We start from the raw sequence: 16,294 nt of genomic DNA, 5'->3' as shown, positions 1-16,294 counted from the left end.
GCCTTGATTGGCGGCGTTTAATAACATCTTACTTATGGAGGTACATTGTGCAAACGAATGCGACGATAACAATCGACTGCAGCCGGCCTGGTGAACATACGGTTAACCCTTATCTCTTCGGGCATTTTGTGGAAGATATTCGGGACCATATGGAAGCGATGCTGGCCTTTCCCTTAAGAGATATGGATTTTGAAAGCGAGAAAACCGGAGAGAGCGCCGTATCGGGAAGCTGGATTCCCTTTACGAACGGACGAAATACGCAATATGCGCTGGAAGCGCCGGCACTGAGACATTCAGGCCGCGCTCAGCGCATCCGGATCATGAGCGACGATGACGCATACGCTGGCATCGCACAGAACGCTGCGCTAAAGGGACCGATGACATACACGGTCCGCATTGTCGCCCGCGCATCCGTTGAGCTCCGTTATATCATACTGGAAGCGGTGGACCGGCGGACCGAGGAGCTTCTTGGGCGTGTGAAGATGGAGCTCAAAAGCCACAATTGGCAGGAATACGAAGCCAGCCTGCCTGTCTCCAGAAACTGTGCCGACGCGGAGATCCGTGTCTATGTTCCGGCAGACCATCCCCGCTGGACCGACCATGTTTCCACCGGCATGCTATGGCTCGATCACGTATCCCTGCTTCCTGAGGACAACATCGGCCTGGTGAAACGCGAGGTGATCGATATGGCCCGGCCGCTGAATGCGGGCATGATGCGGCTCTCGGGGAATTACATCAGCGCATACCACTGGGAACATGGCGTGGGTCCGGTGCTGGAGCGGCCCGTGATGTACAACGAAGCTTGGGGCGGATGGACCAGCAAGTATTTCGGGACAGACGAATTTATCCGGTTTTGCCAGGAGCTGCAGGTGGAACCGCTGATCTCCGTCAACGACGGGTCCGGTACGGCCGAGGAAGCCGCACGGTGGGTGGAATACTGCAACGGAAGCATCGATACGCCGATGGGAGCACTGCGGGCGGCGAACGGTCATCCCGAGCCGTATAACGTACGGTATTGGGAAATCGGCAACGAAGTATGGGGCGACTGGCAGGTGGGAACCTGCTCCGCCGAAGAATTCGCCGAGCGCTGCAAGGCGTTCGCGCTAGCGATGAAGGCGGTCGACTCGTCCATCGTCATCTTGGGCTGCGGGCATACTGACCCGGAATGGAACAAGCCGGTGCTCGATATTGCGGGCGAACAGATCGACTACTTGACGATGCATCTATACCACGGCTTCGGACGCTTCGGGATGAACCGCGATACACCGGCAGAGGAACGATATAAAGCCATCGCAACCTTCCCGGAATGGACCCGTGAAGATATCCGGCAGGCGGAGGAACTCATACGCGCGAATCCGAAGCACAGCCATGTGAAGCTCGCCGTCACCGAGTACAACACCATGTATTTTCCGAACACGGTGCGCAAAGGGCTGCCGGATGAGCACACGCTGGGGGCCGCTGTCGCCAACGCCGCCAACCTGAATGAAATGCTCCGCAGGAGCGATATGGTGCACATCGGCAGCTTCTCCGATCTGGTGAACGGTTGGCTTGGCGGCTGCATCCGTGTGGGCGATTACTACGCCGATCAATACCGCGGCAAGAAGCCCGGCTGGAGCGGCCTGCCGCTTACAGTATACGGAACGCCGACCTATGAAGTATTAAAGCTGTACGCCAACCGGGACATCCGGCGGATCCTGCCGGTGGATGCGGAGTGCGGCACCTTTGCCGTGCAGTCGCCGAAGCAGACGCGCATCGGGCTTGATGCGGTGCCTGATTTGGACGTGACCGCAGGTATTAACGAGGACGGCAGCGTCATCACTTTGTTGATCGTGAACCGCAGTCTGCATGAAGTAAAGGCAAAGCTTGACCTGCTCTCATTCGAACCTTTTGGTGACACTATTGTACATGAGATCACAGGCGACTCTTTCGAAGACATTAACTCCGTTTTCGAACCGGACCGCATCAAATGCGTGCCCCGTGTCGTTCCGGTTTCCGCCTGGCAGGACGGTTATCCTTTACGGAAAACATCGGTGTATGCAATTGAAATCAAGAAAGAACAAAGGTCAGGAGTGGCAAAATGACAACCAGAGGCTATATCAAGGATTATCCCAGGCCGCAGTTCGTCAGAGGCGACTGGATGAGCCTGAACGGAACGTGGGATTTCCGATTCGACGACCATAACGCGGGAGAACAGGAACGCTGGCAGGAGACGTTCGCTGAAACGCATAAGATCAACGTTCCTTTTACGTACGAAACCCGGCTGAGCGGAATCGGGATCGAAGAGTTCCACCCTTACGTCTGGTACAACAAAAAGGTACATATCCCGAAAGAAGCCGGGGGAAAACGGGTCATCCTGCATTTTCAAGCCGTCGATCACGTTGCCAAAGTGTGGATCAACGGCCAGATGGCCGGCAGCCACCAGGGCGGGTATGCCGCTTTTTCCTTTGATATCACGCCATACCTGGTCTTTGGCGCCGATAACCAAATTACGGTGAAAGCAGAAGACAGCGACAGCTGCACCCAACCGCGCGGCAAACAGCGCTGGACGAAGGACAACTTCGAATGCTTTTATGTCCAGACGACGGGCATTTGGCAGACGGTATGGCTGGAATATGTAGAAGAGCAGCGGCTGGAAACCGTCAAAATCACACCGGATGTCGACCGGTCGATCGTCCGTTTCGATTACCAAGTGGAGGGGGTGGAAATTTCAGGCGATTTGAGGCTGGAGGCGATCGTTACATTGAAGGGCAAGCCCGTGAAGCGGGTGAGCTTAGTGATTGACCGCCCCTGCCTGACGGTGGAAGTGGATCTGATTCATGAGGCGAACGGGCCGTGGAAAAAATGCCTTTGGTCGCCGCAGCACCCGAATCTGTACGATGTTGAGTTTGTCCTGACTTTGGACGGCCAAGTGGTGGACCGCGTCTTTTCCTATTTTGGAATGAGAAAAATCTCGATCGAGAATGGCCGGGTGCTGCTGAATAACGTGCCGATCTATCAAAGGCTGATCCTGGATCAGGGTTACTGGACGGACAGTCATTTGACACCGCCAAGCGAGGAAGCCCTGATCGAAGACATCGACAGCATGTTAGCGATGGGCTATAACGGTGTTCGCAAGCATATGAAAATCGAAGACGCCCGCTTCCTCTATTGGTGCGACGTAAAAGGTCTGCTGGTATGGTCTGAAATGGCTGCGACCTTTGAATTCCACGATCTGGCGGTCGAGGCGTTTACGAAGGAATGGCTGGAGATCGTCCGGCAACAGTACAATCATCCGAGCATTATCACGTGGGTTCCTTTTAATGAATCGTGGGGGATTTCATCGATCCTTCGAGATTCAAGACAGCAGAAATTTACCGAGGGCATTTATCATTTGACCAAAGCGATCGACCCGCACCGGCCGGTTATTACCAACGATGGCTGGGAGCATACCGTATCCGATATTTTGACACTGCATGATTATGTCGAAAATGGAGACGGGTTCATGAAACGGTACTCGAACCTGGAGGCTGTCTTAACATGCGAAACGACTTGTAATCAATGGAAATTCGCTTTTGCCGAAGAGTATGAATACCGGGGTCAGCCTATAATGATCACCGAGTACGGCGGCATTGCGTTCCGGTCGGACAAAGGCTGGGGTTACGGACGTCAAGTCGCTACTGAAGAGGAGTTTCTGAGCCGGTTCGAGGGATTGACCATGGCAATCAAGAGCGTCGATTCCATCGTTGGCTACTGCTATACGCAGCTGACTGATGTACAGCAGGAGATGAACGGGATTCTGAACGAAGACCGTACGCCAAAATTTCCGCTCGAGAAAATTAAACAGATCAATATGGCATAACCGAACGCCGTTACTCCAAGAGCCAAAAGAATCATATTTCTTTTGGCTCTTCCCTTGATCAGATCCATTTACGAAAAACGTAATCTATCGTACAAATTAGGGAGGTAATATCATAGTGAAATCTTTGCGATGGCTAATCATGGTAGCGGTTACATTTTCCCTGATCACCACGGTGCCCACCGAAACCTCTGCTTATCAAAACCCGAGAGCACTTCCTGACGAATGGGGGCAGTATGGACTCGGAGACCCTTACGTTTTGAAATTTAACGGATATTACTATTTGTATGTGAGTACGCGAGATACGGATGACGGCGTTAAAGTATGGAGCTCCAAGGACTTGGTGAACTGGTCCTATCGGGGTTTGGCCGCAACGGACCCGATTACGCATGGAGCTTATGCGCCTGAGGTCGTCTATTGGAACGGCATGTTCTATATGTATACGTCGCCGGCAGGCCAAGGACATTATGTCCTCAGCAGCACGAGTCCTACCGGTCCGTTCAACGTCGTTACCGGCAATCTCGGCAAAACGATCGACGGCCACGTCTTTATCGACGACGACGGATCGTTCAGCTTCTATCATGCAGGGCAGGGACGCATCGATGCAGCACCGATGAGCAGCCCGACCTCGATCGGGGCGAGCTCGTCTACAGGTGTCGGCATGGGAGGCTGGACCGAAGGGGCGACCGTGTTCAAGCGGAACGGCAAATACTATATGACTTATACCGGGAATCACGTGTTCAGCAAAGGATACCGGGTAGATTATGCGGTGAGTACGACAGGTCCGCGGTCCGGTTACGCTGCCGACAGCCTGAATCCGGCGTTAATCAGCACGGAAGGCCCGACCGTGGGACTTGGTCACAACACCGTGGTGGTCGGCCCTAACCTCGATACCCACTACATCGTCTATCACAACTTGGAAGGGCCAGGCGTGGTTGGTCCGCTCCGTCATCTGAATATGGACCGCATCGTGTGGAACAACGACAAGATGATCGTTCAGGGACCGACAACAACGCCGCAGCAGGATCCGGCGATGCCCACATTCTACGATTATTTTGACCGGACATCGATCGGCAGCGGGTGGACCAATGTCAACGGCGGCCATTGGGGCATCTACAATCAGGAGCTGATGTGGCAGGACTCGATCGGGGATACGACCTGGTACAAACAGATTTCGTCGGCAACCAGCTCTTCCGATTATACGGCCGAATTCAATACGAAAGAAATGAAGCGGGGCACTTCCGCCAGCCCAAGATACGGTGCCACCTTCTCGTACACGGACGAGAACAATTATGGCGTAGCACTGCTAAGCTCGAAGAATAACCGTCTTGCGACGTCCTTCCGGATCAACGGTGTGGATCAAGCGTGGCAAACGTTCGACCTGCCTGCAGGTTTTGATTACACGAAATGGCACAGCATTCGTATCGAGAAGTCCGGCACGACGTTTAAGTATTATGTGGACGGCATGCTGAAAGGAACGCGGACGGCCAATTTGGGCGGAGGTAAAATCGGTGTCCTGACGGAAGATACGCATGCGGATTTCGGCTATGTCGCTGTCAGTAACGATGTCAACGGAAGCAGCGCATGGGATGCTTACAAACCGGTTCCAGGGACAATCGAAGCGGTGCATTACATGAAGGGAGGCGAGGGTGTCGCCTATCATGACACGACCGCGAATAATATTGGCGGCGCGTACCGCACGGACGCTGGCGATATTCGTCTCAACAGCGAGGGGCTGTTTAACCTAGGCTGGAATCAAACGGGAGAATGGTATAAATACAAAGTCAACGTGGAATCAAGCGGTTATTACGATATCGACTTCCGAATGGCCACGACGATGAACGGTGTGCAAATCCGCCTGTGGGACGGATCGACGGACGTAACGGGAATCATCGACGTGCCGAACACAGGGGACTGGGATAAATGGCAGACCGTAACGAAGAAGGGAGTCTATCTGAATGCCGGGCAGCGGGAGCTTCGAGTCGAATTCGTTAAAGGCGAGGCCGATTTCTCGCGGATGACGTTCCATAAGAGCGCACAAGTCACAGCGCTTAGCGATGACTTTAACGATGGGAATGACAACGGATGGACGCGATTTGAAGGGACATGGGCCGTAGAGAACGGCGAGTACAGCGCGGGAAGCTCTGGACCTGCCAAGTCCACGATCGGTGACGCAAATTGGGCGGATTACACGGTCGAAGCCGACGTCAAAATGATCGACGCTGGAGGCGACGGTGGATTGCTCTTCCGGGTGTCCAATCCTTCCCATGGCACGGAACGTGGGCAAAACAACTATGACGCCTTCCAGGGGTACTATGCCTATTTGACGACAAGCGGGGTTAACCTCGGCAAGATGAGTTACAGCTGGACATTCATCAAAAGTGCGCCGCAGACTTATGCGACAAACACCTGGTACCATATGAAAGTGGTGGCGCAAGGGACTAATATTAAAGTTTACGTGGATGATATGAACCAACCGAAGATCGATTATACGGACAACAGTCTGAACCCGTTCACGCATGGCAAAGCAGGCGTCAGAACGGCCAATAAGCATACGCATTTCGATAACTTTAAAGTATCGCCGTAAGCCGTAACAGGAAGGTATCCCGATCTCTGCATACTCTCCGTAACAGCAGCAGCCTGCCGATTTCTGCATCGGCAGGCTGTTCTCATGATCGCATTATTTCGATTTATAAAAATCCTCCGCTTTTTGGATCATATGTTTTTCTTCGTCCGGCACATCCGTATCGTAAAAAACGGCTCCGACCGGACAAGCAACCTCACAGGCACCGCACTCAATACAAATATCCGCCTCGATAAAAAATTGGTCCGGGCCTTCCTCGATGCAGTCTACCGGACAAACGTCCACGCATTCTGCCGCTTTTTCATCAATACATCCCGAGGTAATCACATAAGGCATTCGTTCTCACCCTTTCGATGAAATGCTTACTACCGGCGTATCACGCGTACCGGTAAAGAGATCAGCGTCTGTCCGGCGGCGGATGGGGTTAGGTGAGCTTCCAGCTTGAATCCTGGAACGGGCTCAATCCGCTCAAATTGGTCCATGAACAGCCCCAGGCCGATGTTGGCTTCTAGCCGGGCCAGCGGTGCTCCCAGGCAGAAATGCGGACCGTTGCCGAAGGTCAGATGCCGTTTATTGTTGGAACGGTGGATGTTCAGCGTAAACGGGTCCTCAAAAACCTCTTTGTCCATATTCGCAGCACTCATCCAAGCGACGACGACGTCTCCTTTTTTAAGCTCCACGCCGAGCACGTTATTATCCTGCTTCACCGTACGGTCCATCTTCGCCATGTGGAACCGGTAGCGAAGCATTTCTTCCACCGTATTCGGAAGAAGCTCACGGTTAGCCTGGACCTCACCGTAGATCTGGTCGTTATCATACAGGAAGGAATAGAACGTGCTGGACAGCAGATGGCTTGTCGTCTCAATGCCGGCCCCGAGAATGAACATGGTCATCCGGACGATTTCGTCATCGGTCAAACGTTCGCCATCGACCTCGGCCTGAATCAGATCAGAAATAATATCATCGGTGAGCTGGCTTCTTTTGGCGATGACATGCGGATAGAGATAGTTGTAGTAATTCGTGGCCGCCTGCCGCTTCAGCTCCTGAACGTCTTCGACATTGTCGGCCGGAAGAGGGAGGAACAGATGATCGACCCATTCCTTAAACAAGAAGCGGTCTTCGGACGGAACACCGAGCAGGTCGGCGATCACGATGGTGGGCAGCGCGCTTGAAAAGCTTTTGACGATATCGATAACCGGTTCGTCGCCCATGTCCTTGATCAGCTGGCTGACCACCTCATGGATGCGCGGCTCCCACAGCTTCAAGCTTCTTGGCGTGAACGCCGCCGACAGCAGGCTGCGGCTTTTGCGGTGTTCCGGAGGATCCGAACTGAGATCGACCCGTCCCGAATTATGCTGGCCGGCTTCATTATCGGCGCCGACGCTGATCGTCGTCCGTGCCCTCACGCTGGAGAAGTACTCGTAATCGCTCAATACTCTTTTTACATCTTCATACCGGAAGACATTCCAGGAATTCGTTTCCTCATTATAGCTGATCGGATCATGTTCCAAGTGGTGCCTGTACCATTCAAAGGGGCTGAATTCTTCCACGGCGGATCGAAATTGGGTGATTTTAGCTAAGGAGATAATTTCCTTCTGCATAATACTCCCTCCCGGTTTGAACTATTTGGATTATGATTAAATTAACATATGTTAATTTAACATATATTCGTCAGAGGAACCACGACCGAATGACCCATGCCTAAAGGTCCGCTTTCCGGTTATAACGGTGGATCAAGACCATGGGCGAACCCTTAGACCTCACTCACGACGCCTTTTTGAATTGCAGCTTCGGATGCATGCTCAATATTCCGGGACGTGCGCTTGATAAAGAACGAGAGCAGCAGGCCAACAATACCGATACCGATAATGACAACATAGGCGTCGTTAATTCCTTGGATGGTCGCTTCCAGAACCATTTGCTTCTGATTCGCCGCTGCGCCGCCGGACGCCATCATGTCCGTCAGATGCGTTTTCGTCCGGTCGGACATGACCGTTACCAACAGGGACGTACCGACCGCACCGGCTACTTGACGCACGGTGTTGGATATGGCAGTTCCATGCGCGTTTAATCGGGCAGGCAGTTGGTTGAGACCTGCGGTCTGGATTGGCATCATTAGCAGGGCCATACCGATCCGGCGTCCTGTCGACATGAACAGCAGATACGCATAGGTGGTATGATCCGTCAAGTTGATGAATCCGGCGGTTGTTGCGATCGTAATGATCAATCCGGCAACGGCAAGCCATTTGGCGCCGAAGCGGTCAAACAGGCGGCCGGTGACGGGCATCAGCAGTCCCATCACAAGCGCCCCCGGGAGCATCAGCAATCCGGATTCCAAGGCGGAATAGCCGCGTGCATTTTGCAGGTATAACGGAAGCAGCATCATATCCGCATACATGACCATCGTGACCATGATGTTGATCACCGTAGTCAGGGAGAACATGTTATACTTGAAAGCCCTTAGATCCAGCAAGGGTTTCTTGGAAACCAGCTGTCTCCAAACAAACAGCACCAGGGCAATCACGCCGACGGCAATGGACACCAGCACCTCGGCGCTGGACCATCCTTGGCTCCCTGCCTGGCTAAAACCGTACAGCAGCGTGCCGAATGCGACTGTGGACAGAACGACGCTGATGATGTCCATCTTGGAGCGGACTGTCTCCGACACGTTTTTCAAATAAATAAAGCCGCAGATAATGACGATAACGGCAAGCGGGATCATGCCATAGAACATCGTTTGCCATTTGAAATTTTCCAGGATGTAGCCGGCAAGCGTCGGGCCGATCGCTGGAGCGAAAATGATGGCGAGTCCCATCATCCCCATGGCCGCGCCCCTCTTTTCCGGAGGGAACAATACCAAAATCACGTTGGTTAACAGCGGCATGATGATACCGGCGCCAGCAGCTTGAATCATGCGTCCCGTGAGCAGAACCGGGAAGTTGACCGCGAGGGCGGAAACAATGGTTCCGACGAGGAAGATCATCATCGAAGCTTGGAACAGCTGGCGGGTGGAGAACCTCTGCATAAAATAGGCCGTAATCGGAATCAGGATTCCGTTGACCAGCATATAGCCGGTGGTCAGCCATTGAGCCGTGGTGGCCGAAATGTTGAAATCAATCATCAATTCCGGGGTGGCCACACTCATGACCGTCTGATTCAGTGTTGCGAGAAAGGCGCCCAGTATCATAATGATTAGAATCGGGCCCTTTTTGACGGAACTGCTGGTTGTGTCCATAGGATGACTCAATCTACTCCTTCCTTTCTTTTCTCTCTAGACTTAATTTACAATGTGTTGGATAATTAACATTGTATAAATGAGATTATAGACAGAAGAGTGGAAGCTTACAAACAACGTTTTCACAAAAAATGTAAATTAGTTTTCGTTTCATCGTTTTAATGTTGATTAGTGATAAGATTTACTGCACATTGGTATTAAATTGTCTATTACGCAGGCCAGGAGAAAGGAAGGAAAAAAATGCCCGACGTTTCCAAACAGCCGACCGACCCCAGAGTGCTTCGTACAAGGCAGCTCATCAAGGATGCTTTTATCGATCTGCTGCAGGAGATGGATATCGAGAAAATGTCCATTAGCCGAATCGCCGAACGAGCCACCATTAACCGCGTTACCTTTTATTTGCATTATCGGGATATTCCCGACATGCTGGAAAAAATGGCCGATGATATGATCGAAGATTTCAAGCAGGCCGTGGGCATTGAGCCGGAAAAGCCGGCCGCTAACGAGGAAGAGGATTGGTTCATGATGCTGCGGCTTTTGGAGCATATTGCAGAGCATCACAAGTTCTACAAGGTGATCTTGGGATCGCGGAAGGCGCCCATATTCAGTGAAAGGCTGTTAAATATGCTGACCGAGTTAATTTCGGCAAGAATCGAAGAGATGGGGACCGAGTCTTTTTGTTACAAAGCAGGCATACCCAAGGACATCGCCATCTGGCACGGATCGGCAGCCCTCATTGGTACGATTGTGGCCTGGCTGCGGAATGACATGCCGTACACACCGGCCTTTCTCGCTAAGCAGTTTTATTTGCTGATGCGCAGCCGGATTGAAACGAAGGGAGAGTGAATGGTTTGATGCAGGAGTTAACTTTAAATGAGCGTCTGTTGATTTTATCGGAAACGATCCGAATGACCGAAAAGGCATTTGCGCACTGGGAGAGTGCAACCATCACACCTGATGAATTGGGGGAAGCCGCAAAAGAGTTTTTCGACAAAGCCGCAGCAGCCGAGAACCGGGCTGATTTTCAAAAGGTGATGTGGGCGTATTTTGGACAGCTTCGTAACGCTCATTCGAATTATATCGACAGGGCGGCACCGTTCCCGCATGGCGGGGTATTTCCATTATCACTGCTGGAGTCAGATGGCTCTTGGCTTGTAAAGGAAGACGACACCGGTCTTACCCACCCCGGGGATATGGTGGTATCCATTGCCGGCAAATCGATGAACGAGTGGCTGAACGAGATGAACCAATGGGCGAGGATTGCGGATTGGCGTATGATGGCTGGCCGTCTATCTGTATATTTTTCGCATTTTTACACGAAGGAGCAGGCAGATATCGAATTGTTGAATGAGCAGGGCAATACTCGAACAGTTACGTTATCCCGTCAGCCTATAGATTATAACAGCCACAACAATGGCGATACATCAGGAAAATGGCTGCAGCAAGACAAAATTGCGTATATACATATTCCAAGCTTTAACCATTCGAGGTTTGAAGAGAAGGCTCTCGAGCTGATCGGGGAATATCAACACGCCTCATCGATCATCATCGATGTGAGAGGAAACGGCGGCGGGAGCATGCCGGGAAGGTTAACGCATAAACTTATGAACCGGCCGTATCGGTGGTGGAAAGAGATGGCGCGACATCCCGAGTTTTTATGCCGTCGGCATCCGAATGCCGAAATATCCTTTACAACGGATTATCGGTTTTCCATATTTGATCCGGACTATACGCAACCTTCAGCCGAAACCTCCTACCAAGGTAATGTCATCATCCTGGTGGATCGATTCACCGGTTCTGCAGCCGAAGACTTTACCATGCAATTTATTGACAACGGAAGAGCAATCATCATCGGAGAGAGGACCTATGGTTCAACCGGTCAGCCGCTCGTTCAGCATTTCGATGACGGCAATATCGTTGTGCTGGTTGGAGCCATCCGCTCCTATTTTCCAAACGGGGACCCATTTGAGAATGTTGGCATCGTACCTGATATCGAAGTTCCGGTGAGGAGAGAAGATCTGTATCAACGAAGGGACAGAACGCTGGAGAAGGCGCTTGAGGTTATCAAAAATGCATCATTGTAATTCGTATTAAAACGAAGGTCGGGCATACAGTGCCCGGCCTTTATTATTTTGTGAGAACATAAAACCCTACTTATTTTTTCAACTAGGGATTGTCATGCGGAAGAATATGCCTTAATATATTCGATAATGATAATCATTATCATTACATACACAGACATCGGTACGCATCGATAGGAGGTGAATTCTTGAATACGAAGGAAGGAACAACGACTAGGTTGGGAAGCGGCTATTATGCAGTGATTTTGATCTTGATGATTCTAATCGCGTTATCCGCTGTCTTTTCCGTATCGATTGGACAGGTACATATTCCTTTCAGGCAGGCGTGGGAAATCATCGTCCATGCCTTGACCAACGGCAAATGGGGATCGATGAGCCACGTCGAGAGCGACTCCTACGTCAACATCATTTTGCAGGTCCGGATGCCCCGCGTCATATTTGCCCTTTTGATCGGCATGGGGCTCTCCTTATGCGGAACGATCATGCAGGCGGTCGTGCAAAATCCGCTCGCTGACCCGTATATTCTCGGCATTTCGTCTGGCGCATCCTTGGGAGCAACCTTTGCAATCCTGGTCGGATTCGGCAGCGGTGCGTTGCTGTCCCAGTTCGGCGTCGCCTTCGGGGCTTTTGCCGGGGCCATGGTCACGTCTATTGCCGTGCTGGTGTTATCCAGCATCGGAAGCAAAGCGACATCGGTAAAGCTCGTCTTATCCGGCGTCGTCATCGGCGCCTTGTGCAGCTCCTTTTCCAGCCTGGTCATTTATTTTGCCAACAACGCGGAGGGCATCAAGACTGTCACGTTTTGGTCCATGGGCAGTCTGGCTTCCTCCAGCTGGGATAAAACGCCAATCATGGCGGCGGTTGTACTGCTCGGCTGCGCATTGTTCCTATTGCAGCACCGTGTGCTCAATACGATGCTGCTCGGGGACGAGTCAGCCATTACGCTCGGGATTAACTTGAGTTCCTACCGCAAGTTTTATATGATCGCCGCGGCGCTTATTACCGGTACGATGGTTGCTTATGCAGGCATGATCGGTTTTGTCGGTTTAATCATTCCCCATATCGGCAGGGGGATCTTTGGCGCGGATCATAAGCGGCTGACGGCAGGAACGCTGCTGCTGGGCGGATTGTTCCTGATCTGGTCGGATATTTTATCCAGAACGCTGATTCATAATGTGGAACTGCCCATCGGGATCATTACATCGGTGATCGGCTCGCCGCTGTTTATCTATATGATCGTGAAAAAAGGCTACAATTTCGGAGGGTGAGACATGGAGTTGACCGTAAAGGAAATGCATGTCCGGATCGGCAAAAAAGATATCGTGAAGAACGTTTCGATCCAGGTCAAAAACCGGCAGTTCGTTGGCCTGATCGGTCCAAACGGATGCGGGAAATCCACACTGTTGAAAAGCATATACAAGAGCCTGGTTCCGCAGAAAGGGACCGTTTATTTAGACGACCTGGATGTGCTGAAAACGAACGAAAAGAAAGTTTCGCAGCGGCTTGGCGTCGTGGGCCAGTTCAATGAGATGAATTTTGATTTAACGGTCCAGCAGATGGTCATGCTGGGCAGAACACCGCACAAGAAGCTGCTGGAATCCGACAAAGCGGAAGATATGGCGATTGTGGAAGAAGCTTTGGCGAGAACGAATTTGCTGGATTATAAAGAGCGCAGCTATTTGTCGCTGTCCGGCGGGGAAAAGCAGAGGGTCATTTTGGCGCGGACGATCGCGCAGCAGCCCAAATTCATGATTTTGGATGAACCGACGAATCACCTCGACATTCGGTACCAGCTCGAAATTTTGACTTGTGTAAAAGGGTTGGATATCGGGGTGCTGGCCGCGCTGCACGATTTGGAAATGGCCGCTCATTACTGCGATTATCTATATGCCATGAAGCATGGCGAGGTATATGCGCATGGCACGCCTGAAGAGGTGCTGACGCCGGAGAACATTGAAGTGCTGTACCAGATTAAGTGTAAGACATATATAAATCCGGTTACGAACGGGTTGGGATTTGCTTATGGTCTATAAAAGGGGAGGAAGACAAGTGAAAAAACATCTGCTGCTGACTGCCGGGATTGCGGCAATGCTGGTGCTTAGCGCCTGCGGAAAGGCGGAGAAAACCAGTGAACCGGAGGCCCAGGCTGCCAGCCACTATCCGGTAACGATCGAAAATTTCACGAAGGCGGAAGGCGGAACGACCTGGGAGAAAAAAGAGCAGGTATTCGATAAGGCGCCAGAACGCATCATGGCCAATACCCGCCCGGCAGCGGAACTGCTGCTTCACCTTGGACTTGGCGACAAAATTGCCGGGGTAGGGGCGAATTTCGGGGCACCGGATCCAGCGGTCGAATCGGAATATAACAAACTGAATATCCTTAGCGACGAGTACGTCGGCAAAGAGGTTACGCTGGGTACTAATCCTGACCTGGTTTACGGACGGGGCGGCTTATTCGATAACGCCGATTGGGGAGTCGGCACGGTGGACACCTTGAACGGCATGGGAATCAAAACCTATGTTCTGGAATCGTCCGTTACAGGGGGAACCTATGATTCGATTTACAAAGATATTGAACATCTAGGTGAAATTTTTAACGTACAAGATAAGGCCGAGTCGTTCATCCAGGAGCTGAAAGGGAAGCAGGAAGGCATCGCTTCCAAACTAGCGGGTATCCAAGCGGAGAAAACATTCGCCTATCTCCATATGAGCGATCCGAAGGAAGTGAGCGTATACGCAGCCCAACAAGAAACATTTTTTAATGATGCGTTCAAAATGGTCAAACTGGACAACGTCTTTAAAAATGAAACGGGCGAGGTCAGCGTCGAAATGCTGATTCAGGCAGACCCTGATGTACTCATTATCCCGGACTGGAGCACGACGGGCGGCACGACCCAGGATAAGCTCAAAGAGGCGCTTTATGCAAATCCCAAATTGTCAAGCATGAAGGCGATCAAAAACAAGCAAATCTATGCGGTGGACTACAACTATATGTTTGGCTATGGCTACAATACGATCGACGGGATGGAAAAGCTGGCTAAAGAAATGTATCCTGACTTGTTTAAATAGTTTCATATCATAGAGAAGCGCGTCATGGCAACACTCTGTAATCGACAGAATCGCCGTACCTCCATCAGATTTCCTTCCTTCTGATTTGTGTAAATAAGAAGTAACAGCCTGGGCCATACTATGCCAATAGGAAATGAATGGGAGGTGGGAGCGATGAGCGAGACCAGTATTACGATTCATTTTGTCGGCGGAGAAGCACTCAATATTATATCCGATGACGTCAGCGGTGTAATTTCCAGGCTGAAGAGCGAGGAATGGGTAGAATTGAATGAGCATCAGGTGCAAACTTCGAACATTTCCTTTTTTACGGTGTATGAGTCCGGCTTTGGCAAAAACAGCGAAAAACAGCTTCCGTCTAAAAGCTGAATGGGTCATTAGCATACCGAACGACAGCCTGGAACGATCCGGGCTGTTTTTTTGTCGTGTAGACTTTCATATCTATACGCAGCAGGCTGATGGGCTTCTCGTCCATTCCGTTATCCTCGACTAAGGTCCAGTAATCACTCTGGCCTTTTGATAGGTGTGCTCCATGCGATTTTCCTTATAATGAAGATTATACATAACCAAACAGGAAGAAACTGGGGGTACAAATGAAAAACATAATCACAGGGACGACCGCCGTACTTGCCGTCATGCTGCTCGCAGGCTGCGGAACCGTGGACGATGCTGCACAAAAGCTCAAGCAGGGGGTGCACGAAACGGCAATGACTGCCGGAACAACGGTCATGGATAAAGTGAGCGGTATCGAAGAAAGCATCAAAAGCAAGGGTGACAGCATTCAGCTTACTGCCGAACAGGAAGTTAGGGCGGATTCATCGGTACAAATTCACCATAAAGCAGGGAATATCACTCTCGTACAGGGTACAGGAAATAAGATCACCGTGGAGACCACCATCTGGTTTTTAAATGATCAAACTCACCGCAATATTGCCGAGCAAGCGGAAACCTCCATTGTGGATAAAAACGGCTCGATGGAAATTGTGACACATGCAAAGGGAGATCCCAAACGAGATTTATGGGATTGGGCAGAGTCCCGTTTCGGGAAATCCGAGCTGTTCATCGAGTATGTCGTCAACGTGCCGGATCAGATCACCGGTTATGAGGTTGTTAACGATGTCGGCGGCATCACGATGAAAAACCTGAACGGATCGTATCAGGTTGAAAATAGTGTGGGTAGTATAACCGTTGAAGGAGCGCATGTTGCAGGGAAATCCAGAATCCAATCGGATGCCGGAAGCGTCCGTGTGGACATCCAGGAAATGGAGAAGGACAGCACTCTTCAGGTAGGTACCGATGTAGGCGGAGTCCAAGCGGTACTTGCAACTTCCTTGTCTTGCACCTTGAAGGTTCAGAGCGAACTCGGAACCATTTCCGGTGTATCGAGCGGTTCTACCGACTTCAACGGCGGGGGCCCGGTCATTACGCTTTCCTCTTCAGTCGGAGCGATTTCGGTAGAAGAAGCCATTTGAAATCAGTGATTTGAAGCCATG

General features: G+C 51.3%; 13 protein-coding genes. 10 read left to right on the top strand and 3 right to left on the bottom strand.

Translation table 11 applies throughout. The features are described from left to right. Positions 1-47: 47 nt before the first annotated feature. From C7820_RS08095 to C7820_RS08085, 3 genes are all read left to right on the top strand, one after another. Positions 48-2,081, top strand: a complete 2,034-nt coding sequence (locus tag C7820_RS08095; RefSeq protein ID WP_116230507.1) for an alpha-L-arabinofuranosidase C-terminal domain-containing protein — start codon at positions 48-50, stop codon at positions 2,079-2,081. Beyond that, a complete protein-coding gene (locus C7820_RS08090; RefSeq protein ID WP_116230506.1) occupies positions 2,078-3,838 on the top strand; it encodes a glycoside hydrolase family 2 protein in 1,761 nt (586 codons plus the stop codon). The genes C7820_RS08095 and C7820_RS08090 overlap by 4 nt, the downstream gene beginning before the upstream one ends. A 115-nt stretch (positions 3,839-3,953) precedes the next feature. Beyond that, a complete protein-coding gene (locus C7820_RS08085) occupies positions 3,954-6,422 on the top strand; it encodes a family 43 glycosylhydrolase (RefSeq protein WP_258875164.1) in 2,469 nt (822 codons plus the stop codon). Between the two features lie 93 nt (positions 6,423-6,515). Here the strand turns inward: C7820_RS08085 and C7820_RS08080 are convergent, their stop codons facing one another. The 3 genes from C7820_RS08080 to C7820_RS08070 all read right to left on the bottom strand — a co-directional run bounded on the left by C7820_RS08080 (position 6,516) and on the right by C7820_RS08070 (position 9,654). After that, on the bottom strand, positions 6,516-6,755 hold the full coding sequence (locus C7820_RS08080) for a DUF362 domain-containing protein (protein WP_116230504.1): 240 nt from the start codon (positions 6,753-6,755) through the stop codon (positions 6,516-6,518). Positions 6,756-6,784: 29 nt separating this feature from the next. Then, on the bottom strand, positions 6,785-8,020 hold the full coding sequence (locus C7820_RS08075; RefSeq protein ID WP_116230503.1) for a cytochrome P450: 1,236 nt from the start codon (positions 8,018-8,020) through the stop codon (positions 6,785-6,787). 152 nt (positions 8,021-8,172) lie between these two features. Beyond that, positions 8,173-9,654 carry a DHA2 family efflux MFS transporter permease subunit gene (locus tag C7820_RS08070; RefSeq protein ID WP_116230502.1) on the bottom strand — a complete coding sequence of 494 codons (1,482 nt, stop codon included), beginning with the start codon at positions 9,652-9,654 and terminating at the stop codon, positions 8,173-8,175. A 240-nt stretch (positions 9,655-9,894) separates the two neighbouring features. On the opposite strand from C7820_RS08070, the gene C7820_RS08065 reads away from it, so the two are divergent. The 7 genes from C7820_RS08065 (at position 9,895) to C7820_RS08035 (ending at position 16,273) form a co-directional block, all read left to right on the top strand. Beyond that, on the top strand, positions 9,895-10,500 hold the full coding sequence (locus tag C7820_RS08065; protein WP_116230501.1) for a TetR/AcrR family transcriptional regulator: 606 nt from the start codon (positions 9,895-9,897) through the stop codon (positions 10,498-10,500). A gap of 8 nt (positions 10,501-10,508) precedes the next feature. Continuing rightward, positions 10,509-11,738, top strand: a complete 1,230-nt coding sequence (locus tag C7820_RS08060) for a S41 family peptidase (protein ID WP_116230500.1) — start codon at positions 10,509-10,511, stop codon at positions 11,736-11,738. A gap of 185 nt (positions 11,739-11,923) precedes the next feature. Next, entirely contained in the window at positions 11,924-13,003 is a 1,080-nt protein-coding gene (locus C7820_RS08055) for a FecCD family ABC transporter permease (RefSeq protein ID WP_258875163.1), read from the top strand. A gap of 3 nt (positions 13,004-13,006) precedes the next feature. Next, entirely contained in the window at positions 13,007-13,768 is a 762-nt protein-coding gene (locus C7820_RS08050; RefSeq protein WP_116230499.1) for an ABC transporter ATP-binding protein, read from the top strand. A 16-nt stretch (positions 13,769-13,784) separates the two neighbouring features. Then, the gene (locus C7820_RS08045) at positions 13,785-14,804 is read left to right on the top strand and encodes an ABC transporter substrate-binding protein (RefSeq protein WP_116230498.1); all 1,020 of its coding nucleotides are present in this window, start codon (positions 13,785-13,787) and stop codon (positions 14,802-14,804) included. A 153-nt stretch (positions 14,805-14,957) separates the two neighbouring features. Further along, a complete protein-coding gene (locus C7820_RS08040; RefSeq protein ID WP_076165586.1) occupies positions 14,958-15,170 on the top strand; it encodes a hypothetical protein in 213 nt (70 codons plus the stop codon). 224 nt (positions 15,171-15,394) lie between these two features. Continuing rightward, positions 15,395-16,273, top strand: coding sequence for a hypothetical protein (locus C7820_RS08035; protein WP_116230497.1), 879 nt, complete (start codon positions 15,395-15,397; stop codon positions 16,271-16,273). Positions 16,274-16,294 lie beyond the last annotated feature (21 nt).

Origin of the sequence: Paenibacillus sp. VMFN-D1 (assembly GCF_003386155.1) — a bacterium.
In the GTDB taxonomy this organism is placed as follows: Bacteria; Bacillota; Bacilli; order Paenibacillales; family Paenibacillaceae; genus Paenibacillus_AQ; species Paenibacillus_AQ favisporus.
Note: the sequence above shows the minus strand (reverse complement) of the source record. Positions and strands in the feature narration are given on the sequence as shown.